We start from the raw sequence: 25701 nt of genomic DNA, 5'->3' as shown, positions 1-25701 counted from the left end.
GGGGGTTTCTGATTGTTCTGGTGCCGACCGCGTGGCGCTAGAGCTTGATCCGGCGAAGTGGATGCCGGTTCGCCGAAAGATCATGCGGCAACAAAAAAATGGAGCCGGATCAGATTCGAATAAACTGAATCCGACTCTAGATGACGAAAAAGTCCTTGTAGGTCATTTTCAGGTTCTTCTTGGTGGTGGCGATTTCCACAGCGGCTTTCGCGCCGGAACCGTCGATGTCGTAATACAGCACGCCCTTCTGCTTGTTGTAGACGAGATAGTCGTTGGCATCCTGCGCCTTGTCGCCGACCGTGAAGAACTTCTTGTTCAGCTTGGCGGGCGTCAATTCGGTGCCCTTCTTGCCGAGTTTCTTGAAGATCGCGTTGTCGAGCCAAATCGAATCGTCCCGGACGTTGAAGTCCTTGATGGCGTCCTTGTTGGTCTTCTTGTTCAGCTTGGTGTTGAACACGAACGTATCTTTGCCCAGACCGCCGGTCAGCGTGTCCTTGCCGAGCCCGCCCCAGAGGATGTCGTTGCCAAGGCCGCCGCCGAGTTTGTCGTTGCTCCTGCCGCCTTTGAAAACGTCGTCGAAGGCGCTGCCGAGGGTGTATTCCGGATTGATGTCGATGACCCCGATCGTGAGGGCCTTGTCGAAGACCGCGCCGGAATTGTCGGTCGCCCGAACCACGATCTGGTGGGCGGGGACCTGCTCGAAATCGAGCTTGAAGCCGTTCTTCACCAGCACCTGGTTGCCGACGATTTCAAAACGCTCGTCCGCGCCCAGCAGGGAGTACGAGAACGTGTTTCCGACGTCGGGATCGGACGCCGTCAGGGTGCCGATTGCGGTGCCCGCGCCCGCATATTCGATCGCCGCATTGGGGCCGGAGAGCTGGATGTCCGTCGGCGCCCGATTCGAGAAGGTCGGCTGATCGTCATTGGTGATGGTGCCGGTTGCCTGACCGCCATTGACCTTGATGGTTCCGCCCGACACGTCCTTCAACTTCACCGTGAAGGTCTCGTGTCCTTCGATCGCGAGGTCGCCCTTCACCTGCACGGTCACGGTCTTGGTGGTCTCGGTACCGGTGAACTGGACGGTGCCGGTGAGCAGATCGAAATCCGTCGCCTCGATCGCGCCGCCTGTCACCACCTCCCAATCCACTTCCGTGTCGCCCGCCGCGTTGGCGCGGGTGACCACGAAGGTGAAATCGGTGAGACCCGCATCGCCCTCCGCATGAGTCGCGCTGTCGGGCGCAATCGACAGAACGTTCGGCGTCGGCGGCGTGTCGCCGGGATTGAAGTTGATCAGGAAGTCCTTGTAGTACGAGGTCGCCCCCGGTCCGCCGTTCTTGTCCGTGACCTTGAGAGTCACGGTGTAGGATTCAGGATCCGTTGCCGAAGGAGTGCGGGCGAATTTCAGGGTGCCGCCCTCAAGCTTGAACAGGCCGCCGGCATTGCCCGCGCCGCTCGAGTTGCCGTTGCCGGTGCTATCGAACGAATAGACGAGCTGGGTATCGCCGTCGGGGTCGCTCGCCATCAGCGTGCCGACGATAGTGCCGTTGCCGACGACGCCGTCGATGGTGGCCGTCTGCGTCCCGTTGCTGAAGCTGAGCTCCGCCGGAGCCTCGTTCACGTCGTTGACGTAGACGGTGACGGAAATGCTCGCCGACGACAGGGCGAGGCCCTCCGACGTGACGGCCTTCACCTCCAGCACGTAGAACTTCCGCGTCCCGGCGATCTGAAGGTCCGTGTCGGTGGTCGATTCATAGTCAACCGCGCCGATGAGCGTGATCACGCCCGTATCGGCATCGATCGCGAGCTTGCCGTCCAGATCGTCGACCAGTTGATAGTGCAAGGCCTCGCCCGCGAGCGAACTGCTCTCAATCGTTGCCACGATGGTGTTGGCCGGTGCGTTTTCGTTGATGGGCGACACGCTGCCCTTGACGCTGGGCGTTGCCGGCGGGGCGATCGAGATCGTGCCGTCGGCGAATTCCGCCCATTCCATGTTGCTGAGCGTGTCCGAACCATCCTGGCCGATGAGATCGGTGACCGTGATGCTGCCGTCGCCGTTGTCGGCGAACGCATAATTCGCCTTCGCGCCCGAGAACACGGCGGTGTCGAGGCCGGCGCCGCCATCGAGGACGTCGCTGCCCTGCGCGCCGGCAAGCCGGTTGGCGCCGCGGTTGCCCAGGAGCATGTTGGCGCTCGCATTGCCGGTGCCTGACAGGTCGTCGGCGCCCGTGAGGATGAGCGCTTCCACCTCCGCGCTCAGGGTGAAGTCCACCGAGGCCCGCACTGTATCGGTGCCCGCATTGGCGGCCTCGGCGATCACGTCGCCGACATTGTCGACCACATAGGTGTCGTCATCGCCGCCGCCGTCCATCTGGTCGGCGCCCGCGCCGCCATCGAGCCAATCGGCACCCGTGCCGCCGAGGATCACTTCATCGCCCGCGCCGCCGTATGCGGTGTCGGCGCCATCGCCGAGATCGACCGTGCCGGTCACGCTGCCGCCGCGGCCGTCATAGGTGTCATCGCCCGCCTCAAGGACGACGTTGCCCTGCAGACTACCGGTATTGAGGATGATTTCAGATCCCACCCCGCCGCCGACTGCCGTGGCGGCCGTAATCGTCCCGGAATTGGTCAATCGGGCGACGTCGCCTGCGAGCGTCGAGAGCAACACACCATGTCCGGCAGCCGCGATCGATCCTTCGTTGGTCACGACACTGGAATTCGAGAACCAGACGCCGTGCGTGGTTCCGGAGACCGAGCCGAAATTGGCGAGAACCGTATGGTTTGCTTCATCGCCAACCGTCTGGTTTCCAAGGACGCCGACCGCTCCCGAGATGGATCCCGTATTGTGGATCGTGACGTTCTCAAGCGACGCCAGAACGCCGGCGAGCACACCGGTCACGTTGCCGTCGTTCAGAAGCCGGCTGCCCAGGTTGAGAGCGACCCCGTTCCTGCCCCCGCTCACGGTCCCGGTCGATCCGACGGTGATGACGGAATCGACGGCGCGAATAAAAATTCCATTCCATTGCGCGTGGACCTCGCCATAGACGGTGGCAGTGACGTGCCAGACGGTCGATTCGAGATCGCGGATGCCGTCATCCGGCGCCACAAATTCATCGATCAGAATCTGCCCCGTCTCGGTGACCACGATTTGATCTTGCTCACCGACAAGTTCCACGGATTTGGTTATGCCGCTTATGATTATAGTAGTGTCCATTTGGCGCCCCTTTGCTGGTTCACCAAACGTTATTACATCTCATTTTTTGGTCAACACCTAAACTGTTCAGATGCAGCGGCGAAGACGCGCGGGTGACGCTCTTAGTCAGTTAACCGCCTGGATTATAAACTAAAAATTGTATTGGGACGCCGCTGCAAGACCGTCTTGCATTCCCGCAAACACACACGCGATGCACTTGTGCGTGCTCGTAGTGTGAATACAATCACAAGGTGGGTAACGGTTTACGGATTCACCACGCCGTCGAGCTTCGTCAGCTCCACATTGGCCCCACAGAGCAGCACCCCGACCCGCTCCCCGGGCTCAGGGCGGTAGGCGCCGGAGATCAGAGCCGCCAGCGCGGCCGCGCCGCCCGGCTCGGAGGCGATGCGCCAATCGCGCCAGAGGGTCGCCTGCGCGGCGCGGATGGAGACGTCGCTCACCAGCGCCACGTGATCGACCGTGTCGGAGCAGATCGAGAAGACGAGGTCGCCCGTGTTGCGCGCCCCGAGTGAATCCGCCGCGACCGAGTCGATCTCCACGTCGACCGGCTCGCCGGCTTCGAGCGCCGCATGGAGCGCGCGCGAACCTTCAGGCTCGATGCCCACGACCTTGACCCGTCCGCCCCACCAGCTGCCGATGCCGCTGATCAACCCGCCGCCGCCGACCGCCACCAGCACCGTATCGATGGCAGGACCGTCCTGCTCCCACTCCAATCCGACCGTGCCCTGACCCGCGATGGTCGTGTCCGCGTCGAACGGATGGGCGCGAAGCGCGCCGCTTTCGGCAACATAGAGATCGCAGGCCGCCTGCGCGTCGGCGTAGCGGGCGCCGCCGATCACCACATCGGCCCCATGCGAGCGGATGACCGCCACCTTGGCGGGACTCGAAATCTCGGGCACGAAAATGCGGGCCTTCACCCCGAGCTGCTTGGCCGCGTAGGCGATCGCCGCGCCGTGATTGCCGCCGGACGCTGCCGCTACGCCTGCTGCGGGTATGGGCTGCGACAGGAGCGTGTTGAAGGCGCCGCGCGTCTTGAACGAGCCCGCATGCTGCAGGAATTCGAGCTTGAGGCTGACGGGTCCCTGATGCCCGAAGGCTTGCGGCAGGGTCCAGACCGGCGTGCGCCGGATATGGGGCGCGATGCGCGCATGGGCCTGTTCGATATCGGCGCGGGTGATGAGCATGGGAGCCGGGCAAAAAAGAGGGGAGGCCATCTCTAGCCTCCCCAACCGACACGGCCAACCCCGAATGGCTCGTTACGGGGCCGCGACAATCAAACTGTCGCCGGGACGCTCCCGGCACGCCAGGCCATCAGGTGCCTGATGATGATCGGCAGGATCATCAGTCCGCCGAGCAGCGACGAATAGATTTCCGGAGCGATCAGCAGAAGCGCTGCGATGATCAGCACGATGCGCTCCCAGGCGTGGGTCCGCACGAGGAACCAGCCCGACAGCGAGGCGCTGAGGCAGGTGATGCCGAGCGCGCAGCCGATGAAGGCCAGTGCGAAGTTCGCCCAGGTGAAATCCGACGTGACGAGAAGCAGCGACGGCGAGAACACGAAGACGAACGGGACCAGCACCTTGCCGAGCCCGAGCCGGAATGCGGTGTTGCCGGTCTTGAACGGATCGGCGCCCGCCATGCCGGCCGCCGCATAGGCCGCCAGCGCAACGGGCGGCGTGATATCCGCCAGAACGCCGTAATAGAAGACGAAGAAATGCGCCACGATGGGCTCGACGCCGAGTAGCACCAAGGCGGGCGCGGCGATCGTCACCATGATGATGTAGTTCGCCGTCGTCGGAATGCCGCAACCCATCAGGATGCAGACCGCGCCCGTCATGATGAGGGTGAACAGCAGCGTGAGGGTCGTGGGCGCGGCAAACCACGCCGGAAGGAAAGCTCCGACGCCAGAGGCGAGATCCGCCGCCGTCGAGGTGACGATGAAGGACAGCTTGAAGCCGACGCCCGTGAGCGTGACCACACCGACCACGATGCCGACCGTCGCGGCGGCGGCGCCGACCGCGAGTGCGTATTTCGCTCCGTCGCGGAAGCCTTCGAACAGCTCCCGGATGGACATGCGCCGGCGCGGATTGAGCAAACCGACGACGATGCACAGCGTGATGCCCCAGAACGCCGCCAGATAGGGCGTGTAGCCCGCAACCAGGATTCCGATGAGGGCCACGAGCGGGATGACGGTCGGCCAGTCGCGGCGCCAGGCGTCCTTAAGGTCCGGCATTTCGTCCCGGCGCAGACCGCGAAGTCCATTGCGCTTCGCCTCGAAGTGAACCTGCATGAATACGCCGAAGAAATGCATGAAGGCGGGCACGATGGCGGCCAGGATGATGGTGCTGTAGGGCAGCCCCAGGAACTCGATCATCAGGAAGGCGGCAGCCCCCATGATCGGCGGCGTGATCTGTCCGCCCGTGGACGCGGTCGATTCGACAGCGGCCGCGAAGTGCTTCTTGTAGCCGAGCCGGATCATGGCCGGGATCGTCAGCGATCCGACCGTCACGGTGTTGGCCACCGACGAGCCCGAAATCATGCCGAACAGCGCGGAGCCGAAGATGGAAACTTTTGCGGGGCCTCCCGCATAGCGGCCGGCGATCCAGGCGGCGTTGTCGAGAAAGAGCTGGCCCAACCCCATGCGGGTGGCGAAGACGCCGAAGAGCACGAAGTGGAACACGTAAGTGGCGACGACCCCGAGTGCGATGCCGTAGATGCCCTGGCTCGTCAGGTAGAGATGGTCGATGAGCTGCGAATAGGTTGCCCCCGGATGCACGAGGATGCCCGGCATGGATTGCCCGTAGATCGCATAGGCCATGAACAGGATGGCAATGATCGGCAGCGGCCATCCGACCGACCGGCGCGTGGCCTCGAGCAGGACGACGATCAGCACGCCGCCGAGAATGACGTCCGTCCGAGTGGGATTGCCGACGCGGAATGCGAGGTCGTCGAGAGGGATCAGCGGCACGTGGCAGACGGCGATCACCGCGGCGATCGCCAGCGCCCAATCGACCACCGAGATGCCGAGCGGGCGCAGGAGGGTCGATTTCGTCGGCTGGTCATAGCCGCGCTTGGAGAACGGAAAGACGAGGAAAACCAAGCCGAGGACGAAGGAGAGGTGGATGCCCCGGTGGATCATTTCCGGCAGAAGGCCGAACCCTGCCGTATAGTAATGGAACAGGGAGAGAATTACGAGAAGCCCACCAACGAGCTTCGCGGCGAGCGGCGCAAGCGGCCGGAAACGGATTTCCGAATCGAACTTTTCTTCGAGTTCTCTGGCTTTCGCCTCGTCGAGTTCCATTACGGGCATGAAAGTCCCCTTACGCGTCTGCGCGCGTCTTCAATCGATCAAAATGATGTCAAATAAGCAATGTGATGGGGAGGCGTGCCTCGGCCCGCCTCCCGGTCCGTGATGCTCTTACTTCAAGACGCCCGCTTCGCGGTAGAACTTTTCTGCCCCGGGATGCAGCGGAATGCCAAGGCCGCTGGTGGCGTTCTGAAGCGTGATCAACTTGCCCTTGGCATGGCCGGCATCGAGCAGCTTGCGGGAAGTCTCGTTCCACACCGTCTTGGTGATGTTGTAGACCAGATCTGCCGGCTGCTTGGCGCTGGTGACCCATTGCGCGTTGACCGAAATCGTCGGGGTCTCGCCCACGCCCTGGTAGACGCCGGTCGGCACCGTGTCCTTGGCGAAGAACTTGTAGGTGGAGAGCAGCTTGTCGACCTGCGGTCCGCTGATCGGCACCAGTTCGATGCCCGACGATGTCGCGAGCTCCGAGATGGCGCCGGTCGGATAGCCGCCAACGAAGAAATAGGCGTCGAGGGCGCCGTCCCGGAGGCGATCACCAGCCGGGCCGGGCTTCAGGTATTCGGCGTGAACGTCCTTCTCGGTCAACCCGAAGGCGCTCAGCACCAGGCGCGCATCGACCAGCGTTCCGGAGCCGGGCTCGTCGAGGGAGACGCGCTTGCCCTTGAGATCCGCCACGGACTTGATGTTCGCGCCCTTGCGCGCCACCAGGTGGATCGTCTCGGGATAGAGGGTGGCGATCAGCCGAAGATCCTCGACCTTGCCCTTGCCCTCGTAGAGGCCGGTTCCGGTATAGGCCCAGAACGCCACGTCCGACTGGGTGAAGCCCGATTCGGAGGCGCCGCCCTGAACCGCGTTGATGTTGGCAACCGAGCCGTTCGACGCCACCGCGGTCGCGACGAGACCTGGGACGCCCTTGCCTTCGGAGCCCGAGATTGCGTTGGCGAGCAAGCCGCCGATGGGGAAATAGGTGCCGGCGGTGCCGCCCGTTCCTATGCGGAAGAAGGTGGGTGCCTGCGCGGCGGCGACACCGGCGAAAGTCAGACCGAGTACGGCGGTCGCGCCCAATACCCAGCGCCGAGCGACATTGTTCTTCATGTTTGTTTCCTGATCTTGCAAGCGTGGCGCGGAGCCACCGGGGCGTAGTTCGCCAGACAGTGCATAAGTGCGGGCGCCTTTCAAGGCGACTTTCTCCCTACCGCTTCGATCGGCCAACGGAGGAGAGGCGGGCCCTCGGCACGTCGCCTACCACGTATCGCGATCGCCGTAGCTCCCGAAACGGAGGGTCCCTGGCGCGAATGTCAGCGTTCCAACAGAAAGTCTCTCAGGACGACCGCGTCATTGTGCAATTCGTCGCGCGCTGCATAAACCAGCGTCACCTGACCGCGGCGCGCGAGATCGCGCAACTGACCGACCTCCTCCGGATGGCGACGCAGCTCGTCCGCGTAACGTTTGCGGAATTCATCCCAGCGTGCGGGGTCATGGCCGAACCATTTCCGCAGATCGGTGCTGGGAGCGAGGTCTTTCGCCCATTGCTCGATCGCCGCGTCCTCCTTCTTGACGCCCCGAGGCCAGAGGCGGTCGACCAGAACGCGGACGCCGTCCGCTGGAGCAGGGTCCTCATAGGCCCGCTTCAATTTGACATTCGCCGCCGGAACTTTGTTGCTCACAGGAATTGCCAGTTCGGATCACACCCCCCCGAAGTCTGGCGCAAATGCACCCGGGGTCAACCGCCGGCAAAAACCTCCTCGTAAGCGAACAGGGCCACGCTGCCTCCGGTGTGCCAGAACAGAACCTTGTGCTCCGAGGTCAGCCGCCGCTCAACGATGAGCGCCATAAGCCCCGCCATGGCCTTGCCCGTATAGACCGGATCGAGCAGCAATCCTTCGGTTCGGGCAACCTGCCGTACGGCCGCCGCCATCGCGTCCGTTGGGAGCCCGTAGCCGGCGCCGATGAAACGATCGTCGATCCAGATCTCCGGCATCGGCCGATCGATGCCGAGAAGGACGAACGTGTCGCGGGTGAGATTGCGGACCCGGGTCTCGGCCTCCTCGCGCGCGCGACTGACGCTGATGCCGATGACCGGAATGACGGCGCGGCGGATCGCCAACCCGGCGATGAGCCCCGCATGGGTTCCGCCGCTGCCCGTCGCCAGCACCACGTGGCTGAAATCGGCATGGTGGGCCTTCGCCTGATCGAGCATCTCGCCGGCCGCATCCACATAGGCCTGCGCGCCGACGGCGTTCGATCCTCCGACCGGAATCAGATACGGCTGACCGCCCGTGCGCTCGCATTCGGCTGCGAGATCCAGCATCGCGGCAGCCGGATCCACATCGCCATCGAAGTGGCGGATCTCGGCACCGAAAAGGCGGTCGAGCAGGAGGTTTCCGCCGCGATGATAGGCGGCGCTTCGGTCCGGCACGGAATCCGTGAGAGCAAGAATGCATTTCAGGCCGAGACGGGCCGCTGCCGCTGCCGTCTGGCGTGCGTGGTTGGACTGGATGCCGCCGGCGGTGATGACCGTGTCGGCGCCATTCGCCACTGCGTCATGCATCAGGTATTCGAGTTTGCGCGCCTTGTTGCCGCCGCCCGCCAACCCCGTGCAATCATCCCGCTTGACCCAGATCTCGGGCCCTCCGAGCGACCGACTCAGGACGGTCAGCGCCTCGATCGGGGTCGGCAGGTGCGCGAGACTTGTCTTTCTCCGCATCCCGCTGCGCGCGAAATCTGTCATCGCCAGACCCTCTTGCCAAATTTTGTAAAGACGATTGTTCGAGTGCCTGCCGGCGGAGAGTCAAGCTTTTCCGCCGTCGCGCGGGAGTTCGCGAAAGCGCGCGTCTATTTGCGATGTTCGCGAACGTAGTCGGCCGCCTGATAGGCCCAATAGGTGAGCTGGACAGCCGCCGTACCGAAGATGCCGCCGTTCCACGCGAGTCCGAAGGGGGCAAACAGCTTCAATCTTTCGCTCTCGCCTTTGATCGCCTCGGCGATGACCCTGCCGCCGATCGCCGTGGTGTTCATTCCGTGGCCGCCAAAGGCCGTGCAGTACCAGATGCCGGGTTTGTATTGCCCGATCTGCGGCATCAGGTGGCGCGCGTAGGACATGAGGCCCGACCACGCGATCTCGACCTTGAGGTCGGCCAGTTGCGGAAATGTCGTGACCATCTCTTTTCGGAGTAGCTTGGAGATGTCGCGCGGGTCTGTCGTTCGCGTGGTGATACGGCCACCCCAGAGCAGACGCGAGCCGTCGTCCACGAGCCGGTAATAGTCGCTCGCGCGCCGGTCGTCGCCGACACCGGCTCTCGTCCGGATGGCGCTGCCGATGAGCTCCGGCGCCTTCTCGGTGAGAAGCACATAGGTGCTGATCGGGATGTAGGCTTTCTGCAAAGGCGCGAAGACCTCTCCGGTATAACCGCCCGTGGTGAACAGCACATGGTCCGCCTCGATCGTCGCATCGGACGTCTGCAGGCGCTTGCGTGCTCCCTCGAAGTCGCATGACAGCACGGGCGATCCCTCGCAGACCCGCCCGCCGAGACGGACGATCTCGCGCGCCAGGCCGCGAGCGTAGTTCAACGGATGAAAGTGGAATCCTTCTTCGTCCAGAAGAGCCGCGTGATATTTGTCCGAGAGCAGCAACGCACGCACCTCGTCCTTCGGCAAGTAGCGCAGCCGCCGCCCGAATTTCCGTTCCTGCAGGTCGCGAAAAGCCTCGAGCCCGGCGCCTCCGTCGTAGCGAACGACGCGCATGATGCCGGGTTTCGGCTGGGCCTCGCGGATATTCAGGTCATCGATGTTGCGCCTGACGATCTCCATTCCCTCGATAGAGAGCCGGTAGAGTTCATCGCTCTGTGCGGTCCCCACGGCGCGTTCGATGGCCGACAGGGAGGTGGCGTATCCCGGCGTGACGAAGCCGCCGTTGCGGCCTGAGGCGCCCCACGCCACTCGCCGCGCCTCCACGACCACGACCGATCGGCCGCTCCGCGCGAGCTCGAGAGCTGCGGTCAGCCCCGCAAGCCCGCCGCCGACGATGCAGATCTCGGTCGAGATCGAACCCTGCGCCGCCGGATAGACCTCGGGCGAGGCGAGCGTGCGACTATAGTATGAATCGATGTAGGATTCGGACATGTGATCTCACGCGGCATGACTCGGGAGCGAGACTATTAGGGCAAAGTTGTTACGGGCGCTATTTCCCGGCGAGTTGTCATACACGTTCCGTCCACAATGGAATCCGGCATTGCTTGACTTGCGCTCCGACAACTCCCAGTCTTCGACCCCGCTTGCCGAGGATCCGTTGGCAGGTTCTCTCTTCGCGCGGTCAATTCCTTTGTTTGCTGTCAATCCCGCCGGCCGGTCCTTCCTGAAGATGCATGGCCTGGGTAACGATTTTGTCGTCGTCGACGGGCGTGAGGAACCGTGCAATCCGCAGCCTGATATCATCAGGTGGGTTTGCGACCGGCATGTCGGCGTCGGTGGCGACCAGCTTCTGGTCATCGAACATCCGACGGTTCCGGGTCCTGCGGCGCGGATGCGCATTTACAATGTCGATGGCACCGAGGCGCAGACATGCCTGAACGCGACACGCTGCGTCTCGTGGATTTTGCTGCGCGAGAGCAACGCCGACCGAATCGTTCTCGAAACCCTGGGCGGCCTGATTGAGGCGACACCTTCCGGTCCGCACGGCGTCTCCCTGCGTCTTGCCGCGCCGCGCTGGGATTGGCAAAGCATTCCGCTCGCGTCCGCCGCCGACACGCTGGCGCTGGATCTCTCGTCGGGACCGCTCGCGCAGCCGACTGCGCTCAATCTCGGCAACCCGCACCTCGTGTGTTTCGTCGCCGACAGGGATGCGGTCGATGTGCCGCGTTGGGCGTCTGCGTTACAAGATCACGCGATGCTGCCTGAAGGCGCCAATATCGGCGTGGCGCAACTCGTCGCGCCGGACCGGCTTCGCCTTGTCGTCTGGGAGCGCCCCGGCATTCTGACTCAGGCCTGTGGCAGCGGGGCCTGCGCGGCCGTGCTGGCGGCACGGCGCCGGGGGCTGACGGACGAGACCAGCGTCACCGTTGACATGCCGGGCGGAGTCTTGCACGTGGAGATCCATGAAGACGAGAGCATCACGCTCACCGGGCCTGTCGCCATCGCGTTCTCGGGCAGGTTTCCGACGGATGTATAAGGTGGCTTGATGAGCGCAAATCCCATCGTCGTTGTCGACAAGATCTCGAAGACCTTTCCGTCCGCAGATGGGCGCGGCTCCCATCTCGCCCTCGACGAGGTGTCGCTGACCATCGAGCCCGGCCAGGTTCTCGTCATCATCGGCCCCTCCGGTTCCGGCAAGAGCACGCTTTTGCGCACCCTGAACGCGCTGGAGAAATTCGATACCGGCAACATCGTCGTCAACGGCGTGGCGTTGGCGGACAAGCGGACGGATCTCAACCGCATGCGCGCCGAGATCGGCATGGTGTTCCAGCACTTCAATCTGTTCCAGCACAAGACCGCCCTGGAGAATGTGGTGCTGCCGCAGGTGGTCGTCCGCGGACGACCGCGCAGCGAGGCGCTGGTTCGCGCCCGCGATCTCCTGGAAAAGGTCGGCATCGCCGATCGTGCCAATCATTATCCGAGTCAGCTCTCGGGCGGTCAGCAGCAACGCGTCGCCATTGCCCGCGCGCTCGCGATGGACCCGAAAATCATGCTGTTCGATGAGGCGACCTCCGCTCTCGACCCCGAGATGGTGGGTGGCATTCTCGATCTCATGCGCAAGCTCGCCCGTGACGGCATGACGATGGCGGTGGTGACTCACGAGATGGGCTTTGCCCGCGAAGTGGCGGACCGCATCATTTTCATGGATCAGGGGCGGATCGTGGAAGAAGGGGAGCCGGGCTCCTTCTTCGCTTCGCCGTCTCACGAGAGGACCCGGGCCTTTCTGGACCAAATTCTCTGACGCTTGTCACCGTCAAGGGAATGAAAAATCATCAACCAAGAAGAGGGAAGACCAATGAAGAGACTTCGGAATGCCATCATGGCCGCCGTGACGGCCTGCATGGGTTTTGCCGGCGTGGCGCATGCCGACGAGATGGATGAAATTCTCAAGCGCGGCGAGCTTCGCGTCGCCGTCCAGTCGCAGGGCGCACCCGTCAGCTTCGTCAACAAGAAGGGAGAGCGCACCGGCCTCGCGGTCGAGCTCGCCAAGATGATGGCGACCGATCTCGGCGTGAAGATCGTGTTCCAGGACTACGACTTCAAAGGCCTGATCCCGGCGCTCCTGTCCGGCAAGGTCGACATCATCGCGGCGGATATGACGCCGACCCCGCAGCGCGCCGCACAGCTCCTGTTCTCGCGTCCGATGTTCTACCAGGAAACCGTCGCGGTCTCGCTCAAGGATGCTCCCTACAAGACCTGGGAAGACCTCAACAAGGCGGGTCTCAATATCGGCGCCACCCAAGCCAGCTCCTACGGCGAAGCGATCAAGAAGTTCATGCCCAAGGCGACGCTCAAGGAATTCGCCGGCGGCACGGCGGCGGTCACCCAGGCGCTCTCGGGCGGCCGTCTCGACGCCGCGGTCTCGGACCTCGGCAACGTTTCGAACTTTGTGCGTGAATTCGGCAATCTCAAGATTCTCGACGGCATCATCACCCGCGAGCCTCTCGCTTTCGCCGTTCAGGCCAATGCCTTCCACCTGAAGCTCTGGCTCGACAATTATGTGGAGCTGATCACGGCCGATCGCCGGCTCGAGAACCAGGTGAATTACTGGTGGAACTCCACCGACTGGGAAAAAGACCACAAGTAACAGCATCAGCCGGCCCTCGGGCCGGCTGACTTCCTCCGGCAGGCGACCGATTGGGCAGGGATGAACTGGCTCCTCGACTTCTACAATTATCGGATTGTGGCGCAATATCTCGACCGCTTCGCGGCCGGTCTTGGCAACACGCTCACTGCTGCCGGCATCAGCCTCGTCCTGTCGATCATCTTCGGAACGTTTATCGCCGTCGCGCTGCTCTCTGATCGCCAGGCGCTCTACCGGCCGATCGCCGCCTATGTGGCGTTCATCCGCGCGACGCCGCTTCTGGTCCAGATCTACCTCGTCTATTACGGATTGCCCGCGCTGTTGCCGATCGCCAAGTCCTGGAGCGACATGTATTTCGGGATCGCCGCGCTCGTCCTCAACAGCGCGCCCTACATGGGCGAGATCATTCGCGCGGGCATCGAATCCGTTCCTCGCGGGCAGATCGAAGGCGCCAAGGCGGTGGGCATGACGTTCAACGAGCGGCTGCGCCATATCGTGCTGCCGCAAGCCTTCGCCAATACGTTGCCGCCGCTCATCGGCCAGACGGCGGTGCTCATCAAGGATACGTCGCTCCTGTCCATCATCACGGTGTTCGAGTTCACGAGCGCCGGCATTCTTTTGAACAGCGAGCGCGTCCGGCCTAACGAGAGCTTCATCACCATCGCGCTCGGATATCTGGCGATCTACGTGGTGATCCTTTTGCTCGCCCGGATGGTCAAGCAGCGGCTCGCCGGTCCCGCCTGGAACGCACAGGGCTGATGTAATGCTTGAACGTTATTGGGCCATCACCGTGTCGCTGTTCCCCTTCCTCTGGAAGGGATTCATCGAGACGCTCTACATTTCGCTGGTGGCCATCGTCGTCGGCTCGCTGATCGGATTTTTCATCGGCGTGGTGCGCAGCCAGCGCGTCCCGGTCCTGAATGGGCTGTTCGGGCTCTATATCCACACGCTCCGCGGCACGCCGTTTCTGGTGCAGCTCTATCTGTTCTATTTCGTGCTGCCCAATAGCGGGATCTCCTGGCTGAGCTGGGATTCGATCACGGCCGCTTTCGTGGCATTGTCGGTCTACACGTCAAGCTACGTCGCCGAGATCGTCAAGGCCGCGATCGAAGCCGTGCCGCGCGGGCAGTCGGAAGCCGCCACCGCACTCGGCATGACGCGCCTCGAGCGGCTCTGGTACGTGGTGCTGCCGCAGGCGCTGAAGCTCACGGTTCCGCCCATGAGCGGCGTCTACGTGATGATCATCAAGAGCACGGCGATCCTCTCGGTGATCGGCATCTCCGAGCTGACCCGGCAGGGCGAGATTTCCATTCTGCGCTTCCCCCGCGACGTCCTGTTCATCTACGGGCTGATCGCCGCGATGTATTTCGTCTATTGCTATCCGGTTCTTCGCTTTGCCCGCTGGGCCGAGCGTCGCGTCGGGGCGGCCCGAATCGTGGATCTGGATTGACGTGATGCTGAGCGCATTTCCGCGGGTCGATCTCGTGGGCGGCCCGACGCCGCTGGAGCCTATGCACCGCGTCGGTGCTGTCGCGGGCCATCCGCAGCTCTGGATAAAGCGCGATGATTGCATGCCGCTGGCATTCGGCGGCAACAAGGTCAGAAGCCTGGAATTCTGGATCGGCGAGGCGCTTGCGCAAGGAAGCGACATTCTCGTGGTGGCGGGTGCGCTCCCCTCGAACCAATGCCGTCTAACGGCAGCGGCGGCGGCGAAAACTGGTCTCGACGCGCTGGTGCTTTACGCCGGAGACGCGTCAGCGCCGCTGCGCGGCAACGCCCTGGTGACGGAGCGAATGGGCGCTGAGATCCGCAGGCTCGGTCCCGTCGGCGAAGAAGAGCGCGGGCGCCTGGCAAGACAGGCGGTCGCCGAACTCGCGGCTGCAGGGCGTCGGCCGTATCTGATTGGCGATCCTCTCACCGGAGCGCTTGGGTATGCGCGTGCGGCCGAAGAATTGTCCGAACAGGCATCGGCGCTGAACCTCGACCTCCGGCATATCGTGCTTCCAGGATCGATGGGCGTGACGGAAGCCGGCATGATCTTTGGTGCGGCGCTCCTCGATCTGCCCTGGACCTTCCATCTCATCAGCGTCGAATACGACGCTCCGGTACTTCGGCAGCGCCTCGACGCGATCCTGAAGGGCCTGTGGCGACACACCGGACGAGAGCCGAGACCCGATTTGCTCGACCTTGTCCGGATCGACGTGAGCCAACTCGGCGGAGGCTACGGCATCGCCACCGAAGCATCGCTGCAGGCAGCATCCGACTTCGCACGATATGAGGCGCTGGTGCTGGAGCAAACCTATGTGGCAAAGACGTTCGCCGGCCTCCTGAGTCGGGTGGCGCACCGCAGCATTCCGGTAGATGAAGCCGCGTGCATCCTGCATACCGGCGGCACACCGTCGATTTTCGAGACGGCGTAGACCCCAAGAAGAGCAGGCTTGCGAGCCTGCCTGCCGAACCCGATTGCGACGGGCGGCTCGATCGCTCCAGTTCCCCGTGCTTTCCCTGACCAACCCACGCTTCCTACCCGTGACGTTACGGCACGAATCGCTTGACAACGTCTCTGTGCAACCGGTTACATAGCGTCTCGGACCGGGAGGTAACGTGCCTTGACGACGCCGAAGAACAGAGTGCCGACGATCACCGAGGTGGCGTCCGCCGCCGGCGTGTCGCGTGCCACCGTCTCGCGGACGTTCAGCCGGCCTGAGCTTCTCACGCCGGAAACCACCGAGCGCGTGCGCGCTGTCGCAGCGCGCCTCGGTTATGTTCCCAACCAGGTCGCCAGAGCGTTGAGCACCGGCCGGGCCGGCAACATCGCGCTCATCGTGCCGGATATCGCCAACCCTTTTTTCCCGCCTCTCATCCGCGCGGCGCAAGCCCGTGCAGATGAGGCGGGCTACGCGGTGTTTCTCGGCGATTCGGACGAGAAACCCGAACGGGAGGACATCCTCCTGACGAAGATCGCAGCCCAGGTCGACGGCTTCATCCTGGCCTCGCCCCGTCTCGACGAGCAGCGCGTGCGCGTTCATGCGGCCCGCCGCCCGCTGATCCTCATCAACCGCGACATCGAGGGCCTGCCCCGTGTTCTCATGGATGTGGATGCGGGCATCACGCAGGCGATCGCGCATCTGGCCGAGCTCGGACATCGTCACATCGCCTATGTGAGCGGCCCGCCTGCCTCCTGGGCCAACCAGCAGCGGCAGAAAGCTGCGGTGAAAGCCGCCAAGCGACTTGGCCTCACGCTGGTGGCAATCCCCGCGAACCATCCGACCTATCAGGGCGGCCAGGCGGCCGTGCCTGAATTGCTGCGGACGGACGTCACCGCGACCGTGGCGTTCGACGACCTCGTGGCGCAGGGCATCATGGCGGGTCTCGCCGAACGGGGCGTGCAGGTGCCGCGGGACATGAGCATTGTCGGGTTCGACGATGTGCTCGCGGCCAGAACCTACCCGCCGCTCACCACAGTGGCGGCGCATTGTGCCGAAGCCGGCGCGCGGGCCGTCGAACTCCTGGGCGAGATCCTGCAAAGCGGCCGCCATCCGACCGCGCGCGTCGTCATCCCGACCGAGCTGGTCGTTCGCGCCACCACGTCACAACCCAGGAGGCGACAGGCCGGTCGAGGAAAGCCGCTCGCTGCCGCGTCGTAAAAAACCGATTTCAACAGAAGCGCAGGATATGATGGACGTTCAACTTTTTCACCGCAAGACAGACCTCGGAAAAGCCGCCGCCGCCGCGGGCGCGCAGGCCATCCGGTCCGCGATCGCCGCGACCGGCCACGCCAATGTGGTGGTGGCCACGGGCGCGAGCCAATTCGAGATTCTCGACGCGCTCGTCAACGATCCGGCGATCGACTGGTCGAAGGTCACCGGGTTTCATCTCGATGAATATATCGGAATGCCCGACACTCACCCGGCAAGCTTTCGTCGATATCTGCGCGAACGCTTCACCTCGAAGCTTCCGACCCTCAGTGCCTTTCACTTCATTCACGGCGACGCCGCCGACCTCGGCGCGGAATTGAAGCGCGTCTCGGATGCGATCAAGGCCCATCCGATCGACGTCACCTTCGCGGGCATCGGCGAGAACGGGCACCTCGCCTTCAACGATCCGCCGGCGGATTTCGACACGGAGGAGCCCTACATCGTCGTGTCGCTGGACGAGAAATGCCGCCGGCAGCAATTCGGCGAGGGCTGGTTTCCGACCTTTGAGGATGTGCCGCAGACCGCGATCTCCATGAGCGTGCGGCAGATCATGAAAAGCAAGCTTTTGGTCCTCTCCGTCCCCGATGCGCGCAAGGCCGACGCGGTGCGGGAGGCGCTGGAAGGTCCGGTGAGCAACCTGTGCCCGGCATCCATCGTCCAGCAGCATCCCGCGTGCCGGATTTTCCTCGACGATGAATCGGCCGGAAAGCTGTCGGAGGCCTTTCGCGCCGGGATCGCAAGAGACTGAGGCACGCACTGAAAGTTTCACGGGAAGCCAACAAACCGGAGGAGGAGTCAGATCATGGATGGGACATTCAAGAAGAGTTGCGGCATCGCGGGTTTCGCGGTTGCGGCGGCCTTTGCCACGGGCAGCTTTGCCCAGACCGCTCCGGCGAAACCCAAGGCGCCGCTGACGATCAGCGTCATCGACGTGGCGGGCGACCTCCAGGTGAGCCAGCCGGCGATCGAGAAGTTCAAGAAGGATCATCCGGAACTCGTCAGCCGCTTCGTGTTCACCAAGGCGACGGCGCCGGAGCTCGCCGCCAAACTGAAGGCGCAGCAGGATGCGGGCCGGGTCGACATCGATTTCGTTCTCACCGGCAACGACGCGCTGGCAGGCGGGATGGAGCAGGGCGTCTGGCTCGAGATTCTGCCCAAATATCAGGATCGCTTTCCCGATCTGTCGAAGCTCTACCTTCCGGGCGCCTATGCGATGCAGAAGATGGGGCGCGGCCAGGCCTTCGTGATCGACTGGTATCCGTCGGGCCCTCTGCTTGAATACGCACCGGATCGCGTGAAGGATCTGCCAACCACGGCCGAAGGCCTTCTGGCCTGGTGCAAGGCGCATCCGGGCAAGTTCATGTATGCGCGGCCGTCGAATTCCGGTCCGGGCCGCACCTTCGTAATGGGCTTGCCTTATCTGCTTGGCGACAAGGATCCGATGGATCCGGTGAATGGCTGGGACAAGACCTGGTCGTATCTCAAGGAGCTCGATACCTGCATCGAGTATTATCCGGGCGGCACCACCGCCACGATGAAGGAGCTTGGTGAGGGCACACGCGACATCATCGCGACGACCACCGGCTGGGATATCAACCCGCGCTATCTCGGCATCGTGCCGGAAGAGTTCAAAATCGGGACACTGAAGGGCTTTCACTGGGTTGGCGACGCCAACTACATGGCGATTCCCAAAGGTGTCGCGCAGGAAAAGGTCGATGTGCTGCTGCAACTGATCGCCTACCTGCTCAAGCCCGAGCAGCAGGCCTTCATGTACGATCACGGCTACATGTATCCGGGCCCGGCGATCCATAATGTGCCGCTGGAGATGGCGCCGAAGGACAGCCAGGACACCATCAAGAAGTTCGGGCGGCCGGAATATGCCGACCTGATTGCCAACAACCCGATCGAGCCGCCTCTCGATGCAAAACCGCTCGTCGCCATGTTCGACAAGTGGGATCGCGAGATCGGTGGATCGAAGGCGCGCCAATAACCGCACCGCACGTCAACGACGCGAAGGGCGGCGGCATCCGGCGCCCTTCTTTCCACGTAAAGCAGGACCGGCCGATGCAGAGCCACGGACTTGTCGATCTCCAGGTGAACGGGTTTGCGGGAGTCGATTTCAATACGGCAAGCCTCCAGGCGGACGCCTTCGACAAGGCTGTCGCCGCCATGTTCGCCACCGGCGTGACGACCTTTCTCCCCACCATCATCACGGCATCCACGGATGATCTCTCGAGCCGGTTTGCGGCGCTTGACCGCGCGGTTGCGCAGAGCCGGCTGGGTCGCCTCATGGTGCCGGGCTATCATCTCGAGGGGCCGTTTCTCAATCCGGCGGACGGCTATGCGGGATGTCATCCACCAGCGGTCATGATCGCACCCGATTCCGATCTGGTGTTCCGGCTGGAAGCGGGATTGTCGCGTCCCATTCTGCTGATCACGATCGCGCCCGAACTTCCCGGCAGCGAAGACTTCATCCGCACTATGTCGGCGGCGGGAAAGATCGTGGCGATCGGCCATTCGGCCGCCGATGCGCAGACCATCGAGAGGGCGGTCCAGGCGGGCGCCCGCATGTCGACCCATCTCGGCAACGGCATTCCCCAGATCCTGCCGAAACTCGACAACACCATTTTCGCCCAATTGGCTCACGACGGACTCCACGCCAGTTTCATCGGCGACGGCATTCATCTGCCGCAACCGGCCTTGCGGGCGATGGTCCGCGCCAAGGGGATCGCCCGATCGATCCTCGTCACCGACGCGGTATCGGCGGCAGCGACCGCGCCCGGAACCTATGCGTTTGCCGGAATGGTGATCGAGCACGGCACGGACGGATCGGTACGCAAACCGGGCGGTCGGACGCTGGCGGGATCCGCGCTCACGATGGACCGCGCCGTGCGTAAGATCGTGGAATGGCGGATCGCCAGCGCGAGCGAAGCATTCGCGATGGCGTCGGACAATCCCTTCGACCTGCTCGCGCCCGCTTTGCAGGCACACGGCGTCATGGCGCCGGATCGCGGGCGGGTGCGATGGTCGGAGGACGTGCGGGTTCTCGAGGTTCGCTCCGGCAGCGAAGTCTATTCTTCAAACGACAAGAGGGTCACAATCGCCGAAAGGACAGGTCACTGAATTTCTGAGCGCATCGGACATCACAAGAAAATCGACAAGATCCCTAAACCAGAGAGGAACCAACATGAATCGTGAATCAGGCCATATCCATCGTCGAGCATTCGTCGGCGGAGCAGCCGGCATCGCTGTGCTCGCGGCCACGGGCGCCCGCGCGCAAGGGCTGCCGTTGCCCAAATCGCCGGTCGCGCTGAATGTGATCGATGTGGGCGGCGCTCTCGCGCTGATGCAGAAGGCATTCGAGGAATATCGCAAGGCCAAGCCCGAACTGGTGTCGCGCATCACCTACGTGAAGGCGCCCGCGCCGGAACTCGCCTCGAAGATCAAGGCGCAGCAGGATGCCGGACGCGTCGATATCGACATGGTGCTGACCGGCAGCGACGGGCTGGCGGCCGGCCTCGAGCAGAATCTCTGGGTCAAGCTTCTGCCGACCTACAATGACAAATTCCCCGGGCTCGAGGAAAATTATGAGCCGGCCGCGCTCAACCTGCACAAGGCACAAGGGCAGGGCTTCGGCGTTGTCATCAACTATTATCCGTCCGGGCCGCTGATCGAATATGCGCCGGAACGCGTGAAGGATGTGCCCAAAACCGCCGAGGAGCTTCTCGCCTGGGCGAAGGCGCATCCGAAACGCTTCATGTATGCGAGGCCGGCCAATTCCGGTCCCGGCCGCACCTTCATGATGGGCCTGCCCTACATCCTCGGCGACAAGGACCCGATGGACCCGGTCAAGGGCTGGGACAAGACCTGGGAATACCTGCGCGAGATCAATCCGTTCATCGAATATTATCCGGCCGGCACCGGGGCGACGATGAAGGAATTCGGCGAAGGCTCCCGCGACATCATCATCAGCACGACGGGCTGGGACATCAATCCGCGCGCGCTCGGCATCGTGCCGGCAAGCGCCATGATCGGCACCCTCAAGGGTTTCCATTGGGTGTCGGACGCCTTCTTCATGACCGTGCCGAAAGGCGTGTCGAACGACAAGCTCGCCGTTCTGCTCGACCTGATGGCGTTTCTCCTCAAGCCCGAACAGCAGGCGTTTTCATATGACGAGGGCTATCTCTATCCGGGTCCGGCGGTGAAGAACGTTCCGCTCTCGATGGCGCCGAAAGAGAGTCAGGACGTGATCCGCCAGTTCGGCCGTCCCGAATATGCCGAGCTCATCGCCGGAAACCCGATCGAGTTGCCTCTGACCCCGGACAAGATGGTCCTCGCCTTCCGGCGCTGGGACGAAGAGGTCGGGTCCAAAAAGGGATAGGGCGCAACAACACTCAAACGACGACGACCGTTCGGCCGGTCGTCGTCGTGGCTGCCGGAGATGACCGGACAGATCGCTATCGGCTGGGGCGGCCGCGACAAAAATGGCCGAAACCGCACTTTGCGCGTCACAATGGGTGGCTATTTGGTCGTTTACCGGGCACTTGGACGTTTGCCGCGCCGAGCGCGCCAGTTCAAACATCACCGAGAGCGAGACTAAATTCATATGTCAGAGATTCAGCAGGGCGGCTACATTCGCGTTCCAAAAGGAACCACGGTCTATCCGACCGGAGATGGCGTCCAGTCGCAATCCGCGCGCGAGCAGGTCGTGAAGGTCAAGCGGATCTTCGACGTGGATGTGAAGAGCGACTCTTTCTACCTGCTGCTTCCCGACGACATGCGGCTTAGGTACTTCGAGGCAAGCGGCGGCAATCGCACGATCGATCCCGACATTCTGGAATTTACCGACCGGCTGACCAGGGGCGATTATCGCGCGGTCGAATGGACGGGCAAATGGGCCCTGATCGGCGACGTGCAGCACGCCGAGGCGCCTGCCAGCGCAAAAAACCGGAAGGAAACGGCGAAGGACAAGCCCCTCACCAAGCTGCAGCAGATGGTGCGGGGCTCGGTCTGGCGCTTCACCCAGGACGCCGAGCTTCGCTACAAGGTCGGCAACCCGGCCTATGCGGGCGTGCGCGACGACATCCAGAACAGCTTGCGGCAGCTCCCCTCTCACGCCCGCACGCTTGCGGTCGAGGAAAAGCTGAACGAACTCGGCATCGTCGACTTCATCGACCAGCCCTGGGGACGCGTTAAGGCCGGCGAGACCTTCACGGTCATCGGCAAGCTGACCTCCGGCTATGCAGGCGGACAGGACGTGCCGACGATGTTCCGCGGCGAGCGCTTCACTCTCCCCTACAGCAGCCTAGAACCCTTCATCGAACTGGTTTCATAGGGACTGGCCGACGGCACGACATGGCGACGCCCCTTGGCGTCCGGCTGATGACGAGTGAGCTCGGCAGCGGCGAGAAAGCATCGGGAATCCGGATCGCTCGTCGCAAAGCGAGCGACCGGATGTTCCCCCGGTGGGGCCGTCCTGCGCCATGAGGGCACCGATCGGGACCGCGGGGAGTTTGCGCCCGAAGCGATGTCGTCTAAGCTGAAGCGTTATATCCCAGCCGCCAGCAAGGGCCGGCAGGATAGCGGGGGCTTCGACCACGGAGGATGTCATGTATCAGAACATTCTTATCGCCACCGATGGCTCGTCTTTGGCCGCCCGTGCCGTCGATCACGGCGTCAACCTGGCAAAGACCTTGGGCGCGAAGCTCTTTCTGCTGACCGTCACCGAGCCGTTTCATGTCTTTGCGGTCGATGTCGAGCAAGTGGAGGAAACGCCGGCATCCTTCAAGCAGCATATGAAGAAGCAGGCGGAACGCACCTTGACCGAAGCCTCGGCCGTCGCGGCCGGCGCCGGTATTGAAGCCACCATCATCCACCTGGAGGATTCCGCGCCCTATCAGGCGATCATCCGTACGGCGGAAAACCAGCGCTGCGACCTGATCGTCATGGCGTCCCATGGACGCGGCGGCGTTTCGGCTCTTCTGTTGGGAAGCGAGACCATGAAGGTCCTCTCCCATTCGAAGATCCCGGTCCTCGTGGTCCGCTGACGGCCTCGTGCAGCCTCTTGTCGATTTCCCACGTTGCTGGTGAACGCGTGCGACGATTACTGTGCGGGTTCGCCAGGCGGTCGCCGGAACGCGCGCACGAATGAAAAGTCGGAGAAACCGCTGTGAGCCAGGCCGTCTACGACAAGGATCTCGAGAAAAATCCGGCCAATTTTCAACCGCTGACGCCGCTCGGCTTTCTTGAGCGCGCGGCCAGCGTTCATCCGGGTCAGACGGCCGTCATCCACGGCTCCTTGCAGCGCGACTACCGCGACCTTTATGCCCGCTCGCGGCGCCTCGCCTCGGCATTGGCGCGTCGCGGAATTCGACGTGGCGACACGGTCTCGGTCATGCTCGCCAACACGCCGGCCATGATCGAGTGCCATTACGGTGTGCCGATGGCGGGCGCCGTGCTCAATACGCTCAACACCCGCCTCGATGCGAAGATCGTCGCCTTCTGCCTCGGCCACAGCGACGCGAAGGTGCTGATCACCGACCGCGAGTTCTCGGGCGTGGTGAAGGCGGCGCTCGAACAGGTGGCGGTGAAGCCGCTCGTCATCGACTATGACGATCCGGAATTTGCAGGCGAGGGCGAACGCCTTGGTGCGACGGAATACGAAGAGCTTCTGGCCGAGGGAGATCCAGATTACGCGTGGAGCCCGCCGCAGGACGAATGGGACGCCATCTCGCTCAATTACACATCCGGCACCACAGGGGACCCCAAAGGCGTCGTGTACCACCATCGCGGCGCCTATCTCCTCGCCTTGGGAAACATCCTCACGGCCGGCATGGGTCAGCATCCGGTCTATCTGTGGACGCTGCCCATGTTCCACTGCAACGGCTGGTGCTTTCCATGGTCGCTGTCGATCGTCGCCGGCACTCATGTGTGCCTGCGCGCCGTGCGGGCAAAGCCGATTTACGACGCCATTGCGGATGAGGGCGTGACACATCTGTGCGGCGCGCCGATCGTCATGTCGGTGCTCCTGAATGCGCCCGCTGGCGAGAAGCGGCCCCTGCCGCGCAAGATCACCTTCCTCACGGCAGCGGCCCCGCCACCCGAAGCGGTGCTCGCGGCGATGAAGGAAGCCGGTCTCGACGTCACGCATCTCTACGGCCTGACGGAGGTCTACGGCCCGGCGGTGGTCAATGAATGGCATCAGGACTGGGACAACCGACAGGGAGCTGAATATGCGGCGCTCAAGGCTCGCCAGGGCGTGCGCTATCCGGTGCTGGAAACCCTCGACGTGATCGACCCGGAGACGATGCGCCCGGTGCCGGCGGACGGGACGACGCTGGGCGAAATCATGTTCCGCGGCAACGTGGTGATGAAGGGATATCTGAAGAATCGCGCAGCCACGGCGGCGGCCTTCGAGGGCGGCTGGTTTCATTCCGGCGACCTCGGCGTGAAGCACCCGGACGGCTATATCCAGATCAAGGATCGCTCCAAGGACATCATCATCTCCGGCGGCGAGAACATCTCGTCGATCGAGATCGAGGACACGCTCTACAAGCATCCGTCCGTGCAGGCGGCCGCGGTCGTGGCGATGCCGGACGACAAGTGGGGCGAGACGCCTTGCGCCTTCGTGGAGCTGAAGCCGGGCGAGATGGTTTCGGTCGAAGCCATCATCAGCTGGTGCAAACAGCACCTCGCATCGTTCAAATGCCCGCGCACCATCGTGTTCGCGGAATTGCCGAAGACCTCAACGGGCAAGATCCAGAAGTTCCGCCTGCGCGAAATGGCGCGTGAACGGACCGCCGAGTCCAAAACGGGCTGATCAGCGCCCTTTCCACACGGGCTTGCGCTTGGCGATGAAGGCGTCGATCCCCTCGGCGGCATCTTCGGCCATCATGTTGCAGGCCATGACATCGCCCGCATACGAATAGGCGTCCGCAAGGCTCATCGCGCGTTGACGGTGAAACATCGCTTTTCCGGTTCGCACCGCCACGGGGCTCTTTGCACAGATCTCGGCCGTGAGCGTCGTAACGGCGGCATCCAGATCGACATCCGGTACCATCCTGCTGATGAGCCCGTTCGACAAAGCCTCGGCGGCGCTGATGAAGCGCCCGGTGACCAACATGTCGAAGGCGTGCTTGGGCGCCACGTTGCGCGAGAGCGCCACCGCCGGGGTGGAGCAGAAGAGACCGACATTGATGCCGGAGACGGCAAAGGTCGCGCTCTCGGCCGCCACCGCGAGATCGCACGACGCCACGATCTGGCAACCAGCCGCCGTCGCCATGCCCTGCACCTTCGCCACCACCGGGACCGGCAGATCGACGATGCTCTGCATGACCCGGCTGCACGTCGCGAACAGGTCCTGGTAATACGCCTGATCGGGATTGGCGCGCATTTGCTTGAGGTCGTGTCCCGCGCAGAACGCCCGGCCCGCAGCCCCGAGCACGACACAACGGACGTTCGCATCACCCGCAATATCGTCGAGTGCCGCCTGCAGCGCCGTCAGCATCTCCTCCGACAGGGCATTGAAATGGGCGGGCCGGTTGAGGGTCAGGGTCACGACGCCGTCGGCGTCCTCGCGCAGCAGGATGTCCTCGTTCGCAGGCCCTGTGGACAGGCTCATCGGTTCGCTCCCAAAGGTTCGCCCCATCCGGCGCTGCCCGGCAGCATCGTCGATCCTCGCGGATCGCTCAAGCAAGGTCTCGACAGG

Annotated in this window: 22 protein-coding genes; 14 read left to right on the top strand and 8 right to left on the bottom strand. The window is 63.3% G+C overall.

What is annotated here, in order from left to right:
• Window positions 1–136: 136 nt before the first annotated feature.
• The 7 genes from FEZ63_RS14325 to FEZ63_RS14295 all read right to left on the bottom strand — a co-directional run bounded on the left by FEZ63_RS14325 (window position 137) and on the right by FEZ63_RS14295 (window position 10643).
• On the bottom strand, window positions 137–3211 hold the full coding sequence (locus FEZ63_RS14325; RefSeq protein WP_162419748.1) for a Calx-beta domain-containing protein: 3075 nt from the start codon (window positions 3209–3211) through the stop codon (window positions 137–139).
• 242 nt (window positions 3212–3453) lie between these two features.
• A complete protein-coding gene (locus FEZ63_RS14320; RefSeq protein WP_420846279.1) occupies window positions 3454–4425 on the bottom strand; it encodes a threonine/serine dehydratase in 972 nt (323 codons plus the stop codon).
• 59 nt (window positions 4426–4484) lie between these two features.
• Entirely contained in the window at window positions 4485–6521 is a 2037-nt protein-coding gene (locus FEZ63_RS14315) for a TRAP transporter permease (RefSeq protein WP_150945569.1), read from the bottom strand.
• Between the two features lie 108 nt (window positions 6522–6629).
• A complete protein-coding gene (locus tag FEZ63_RS14310) occupies window positions 6630–7616 on the bottom strand; it encodes a TAXI family TRAP transporter solute-binding subunit (protein WP_150945568.1) in 987 nt (328 codons plus the stop codon).
• A gap of 203 nt (window positions 7617–7819) precedes the next feature.
• The gene (locus tag FEZ63_RS14305) at window positions 7820–8188 is read right to left on the bottom strand and encodes a DUF488 domain-containing protein (protein ID WP_150945565.1); all 369 of its coding nucleotides are present in this window, start codon (window positions 8186–8188) and stop codon (window positions 7820–7822) included.
• Window positions 8189–8244: 56 nt separating this feature from the next.
• A complete protein-coding gene (locus FEZ63_RS14300) occupies window positions 8245–9252 on the bottom strand; it encodes a D-cysteine desulfhydrase family protein (protein WP_244622801.1) in 1008 nt (335 codons plus the stop codon).
• A 104-nt stretch (window positions 9253–9356) separates the two neighbouring features.
• Window positions 9357–10643: an NAD(P)/FAD-dependent oxidoreductase gene (locus FEZ63_RS14295; RefSeq protein WP_150945563.1), complete on the bottom strand. Its 1287-nt coding sequence runs from the start codon at window positions 10641–10643 to the stop codon at window positions 9357–9359.
• Window positions 10644–10881: 238 nt separating this feature from the next.
• Between FEZ63_RS14295 and dapF the strand changes: the two genes are divergently transcribed.
• From dapF to FEZ63_RS14225, 14 genes are all read left to right on the top strand, one after another.
• Complete coding sequence (gene dapF / locus FEZ63_RS14290) at window positions 10882–11688, top strand: diaminopimelate epimerase (RefSeq protein ID WP_150945625.1); 807 nt, start codon at window positions 10882–10884, stop codon at window positions 11686–11688.
• A 9-nt stretch (window positions 11689–11697) separates the two neighbouring features.
• A complete protein-coding gene (locus FEZ63_RS14285; RefSeq protein WP_201274174.1) occupies window positions 11698–12453 on the top strand; it encodes an amino acid ABC transporter ATP-binding protein in 756 nt (251 codons plus the stop codon).
• Window positions 12454–12507: 54 nt separating this feature from the next.
• Entirely contained in the window at window positions 12508–13299 is a 792-nt protein-coding gene (locus FEZ63_RS14280; RefSeq protein WP_150945561.1) for an ABC transporter substrate-binding protein, read from the top strand.
• A gap of 60 nt (window positions 13300–13359) precedes the next feature.
• Entirely contained in the window at window positions 13360–14055 is a 696-nt protein-coding gene (locus FEZ63_RS14275; RefSeq protein ID WP_150945559.1) for an amino acid ABC transporter permease, read from the top strand.
• A 4-nt stretch (window positions 14056–14059) separates the two neighbouring features.
• Window positions 14060–14746, top strand: a complete 687-nt coding sequence (locus FEZ63_RS14270; protein WP_150945557.1) for an amino acid ABC transporter permease — start codon at window positions 14060–14062, stop codon at window positions 14744–14746.
• 4 nt (window positions 14747–14750) lie between these two features.
• Entirely contained in the window at window positions 14751–15716 is a 966-nt protein-coding gene (locus tag FEZ63_RS14265) for a 1-aminocyclopropane-1-carboxylate deaminase/D-cysteine desulfhydrase (RefSeq protein WP_150945555.1), read from the top strand.
• Window positions 15717–15905: 189 nt separating this feature from the next.
• The gene (locus tag FEZ63_RS14260) at window positions 15906–16943 is read left to right on the top strand and encodes a LacI family DNA-binding transcriptional regulator (protein WP_150945553.1); all 1038 of its coding nucleotides are present in this window, start codon (window positions 15906–15908) and stop codon (window positions 16941–16943) included.
• A 28-nt stretch (window positions 16944–16971) separates the two neighbouring features.
• A complete protein-coding gene (locus tag FEZ63_RS14255) occupies window positions 16972–17742 on the top strand; it encodes a glucosamine-6-phosphate deaminase (RefSeq protein WP_150945551.1) in 771 nt (256 codons plus the stop codon).
• Window positions 17743–17796: 54 nt separating this feature from the next.
• A complete protein-coding gene (locus tag FEZ63_RS14250; protein WP_150945549.1) occupies window positions 17797–18984 on the top strand; it encodes an extracellular solute-binding protein in 1188 nt (395 codons plus the stop codon).
• 74 nt (window positions 18985–19058) lie between these two features.
• Entirely contained in the window at window positions 19059–20117 is a 1059-nt protein-coding gene (locus FEZ63_RS14245; RefSeq protein ID WP_150945547.1) for an N-acetylglucosamine-6-phosphate deacetylase, read from the top strand.
• Between the two features lie 64 nt (window positions 20118–20181).
• Window positions 20182–21375, top strand: a complete 1194-nt coding sequence (locus FEZ63_RS14240) for an ABC transporter substrate-binding protein (protein WP_150945545.1) — start codon at window positions 20182–20184, stop codon at window positions 21373–21375.
• 225 nt (window positions 21376–21600) lie between these two features.
• Window positions 21601–22329: a hypothetical protein gene (locus FEZ63_RS14235; RefSeq protein ID WP_150945543.1), complete on the top strand. Its 729-nt coding sequence runs from the start codon at window positions 21601–21603 to the stop codon at window positions 22327–22329.
• A 274-nt stretch (window positions 22330–22603) separates the two neighbouring features.
• Complete coding sequence (locus tag FEZ63_RS14230) at window positions 22604–23041, top strand: universal stress protein (protein WP_150945541.1); 438 nt, start codon at window positions 22604–22606, stop codon at window positions 23039–23041.
• Window positions 23042–23163: 122 nt separating this feature from the next.
• Complete coding sequence (locus FEZ63_RS14225) at window positions 23164–24813, top strand: acyl-CoA synthetase (RefSeq protein ID WP_150945539.1); 1650 nt, start codon at window positions 23164–23166, stop codon at window positions 24811–24813.
• On the opposite strand, the gene FEZ63_RS14220 is transcribed toward FEZ63_RS14225, so the two are convergent.
• Window positions 24814–25614, bottom strand: coding sequence for an enoyl-CoA hydratase (locus FEZ63_RS14220; RefSeq protein WP_150945537.1), 801 nt, complete (start codon window positions 25612–25614; stop codon window positions 24814–24816).
• Window positions 25615–25701: the final 87 nt, after the last annotated feature.

This window comes from Microvirga brassicacearum, from assembly GCF_008757455.1.
Classification (GTDB): Bacteria; Pseudomonadota; Alphaproteobacteria; order Rhizobiales; family Beijerinckiaceae; genus Microvirga; species Microvirga brassicacearum.
The sequence above is the reverse complement of the archived record's forward strand: the minus strand, read 5'-3'. Positions and strand labels throughout refer to the sequence as shown.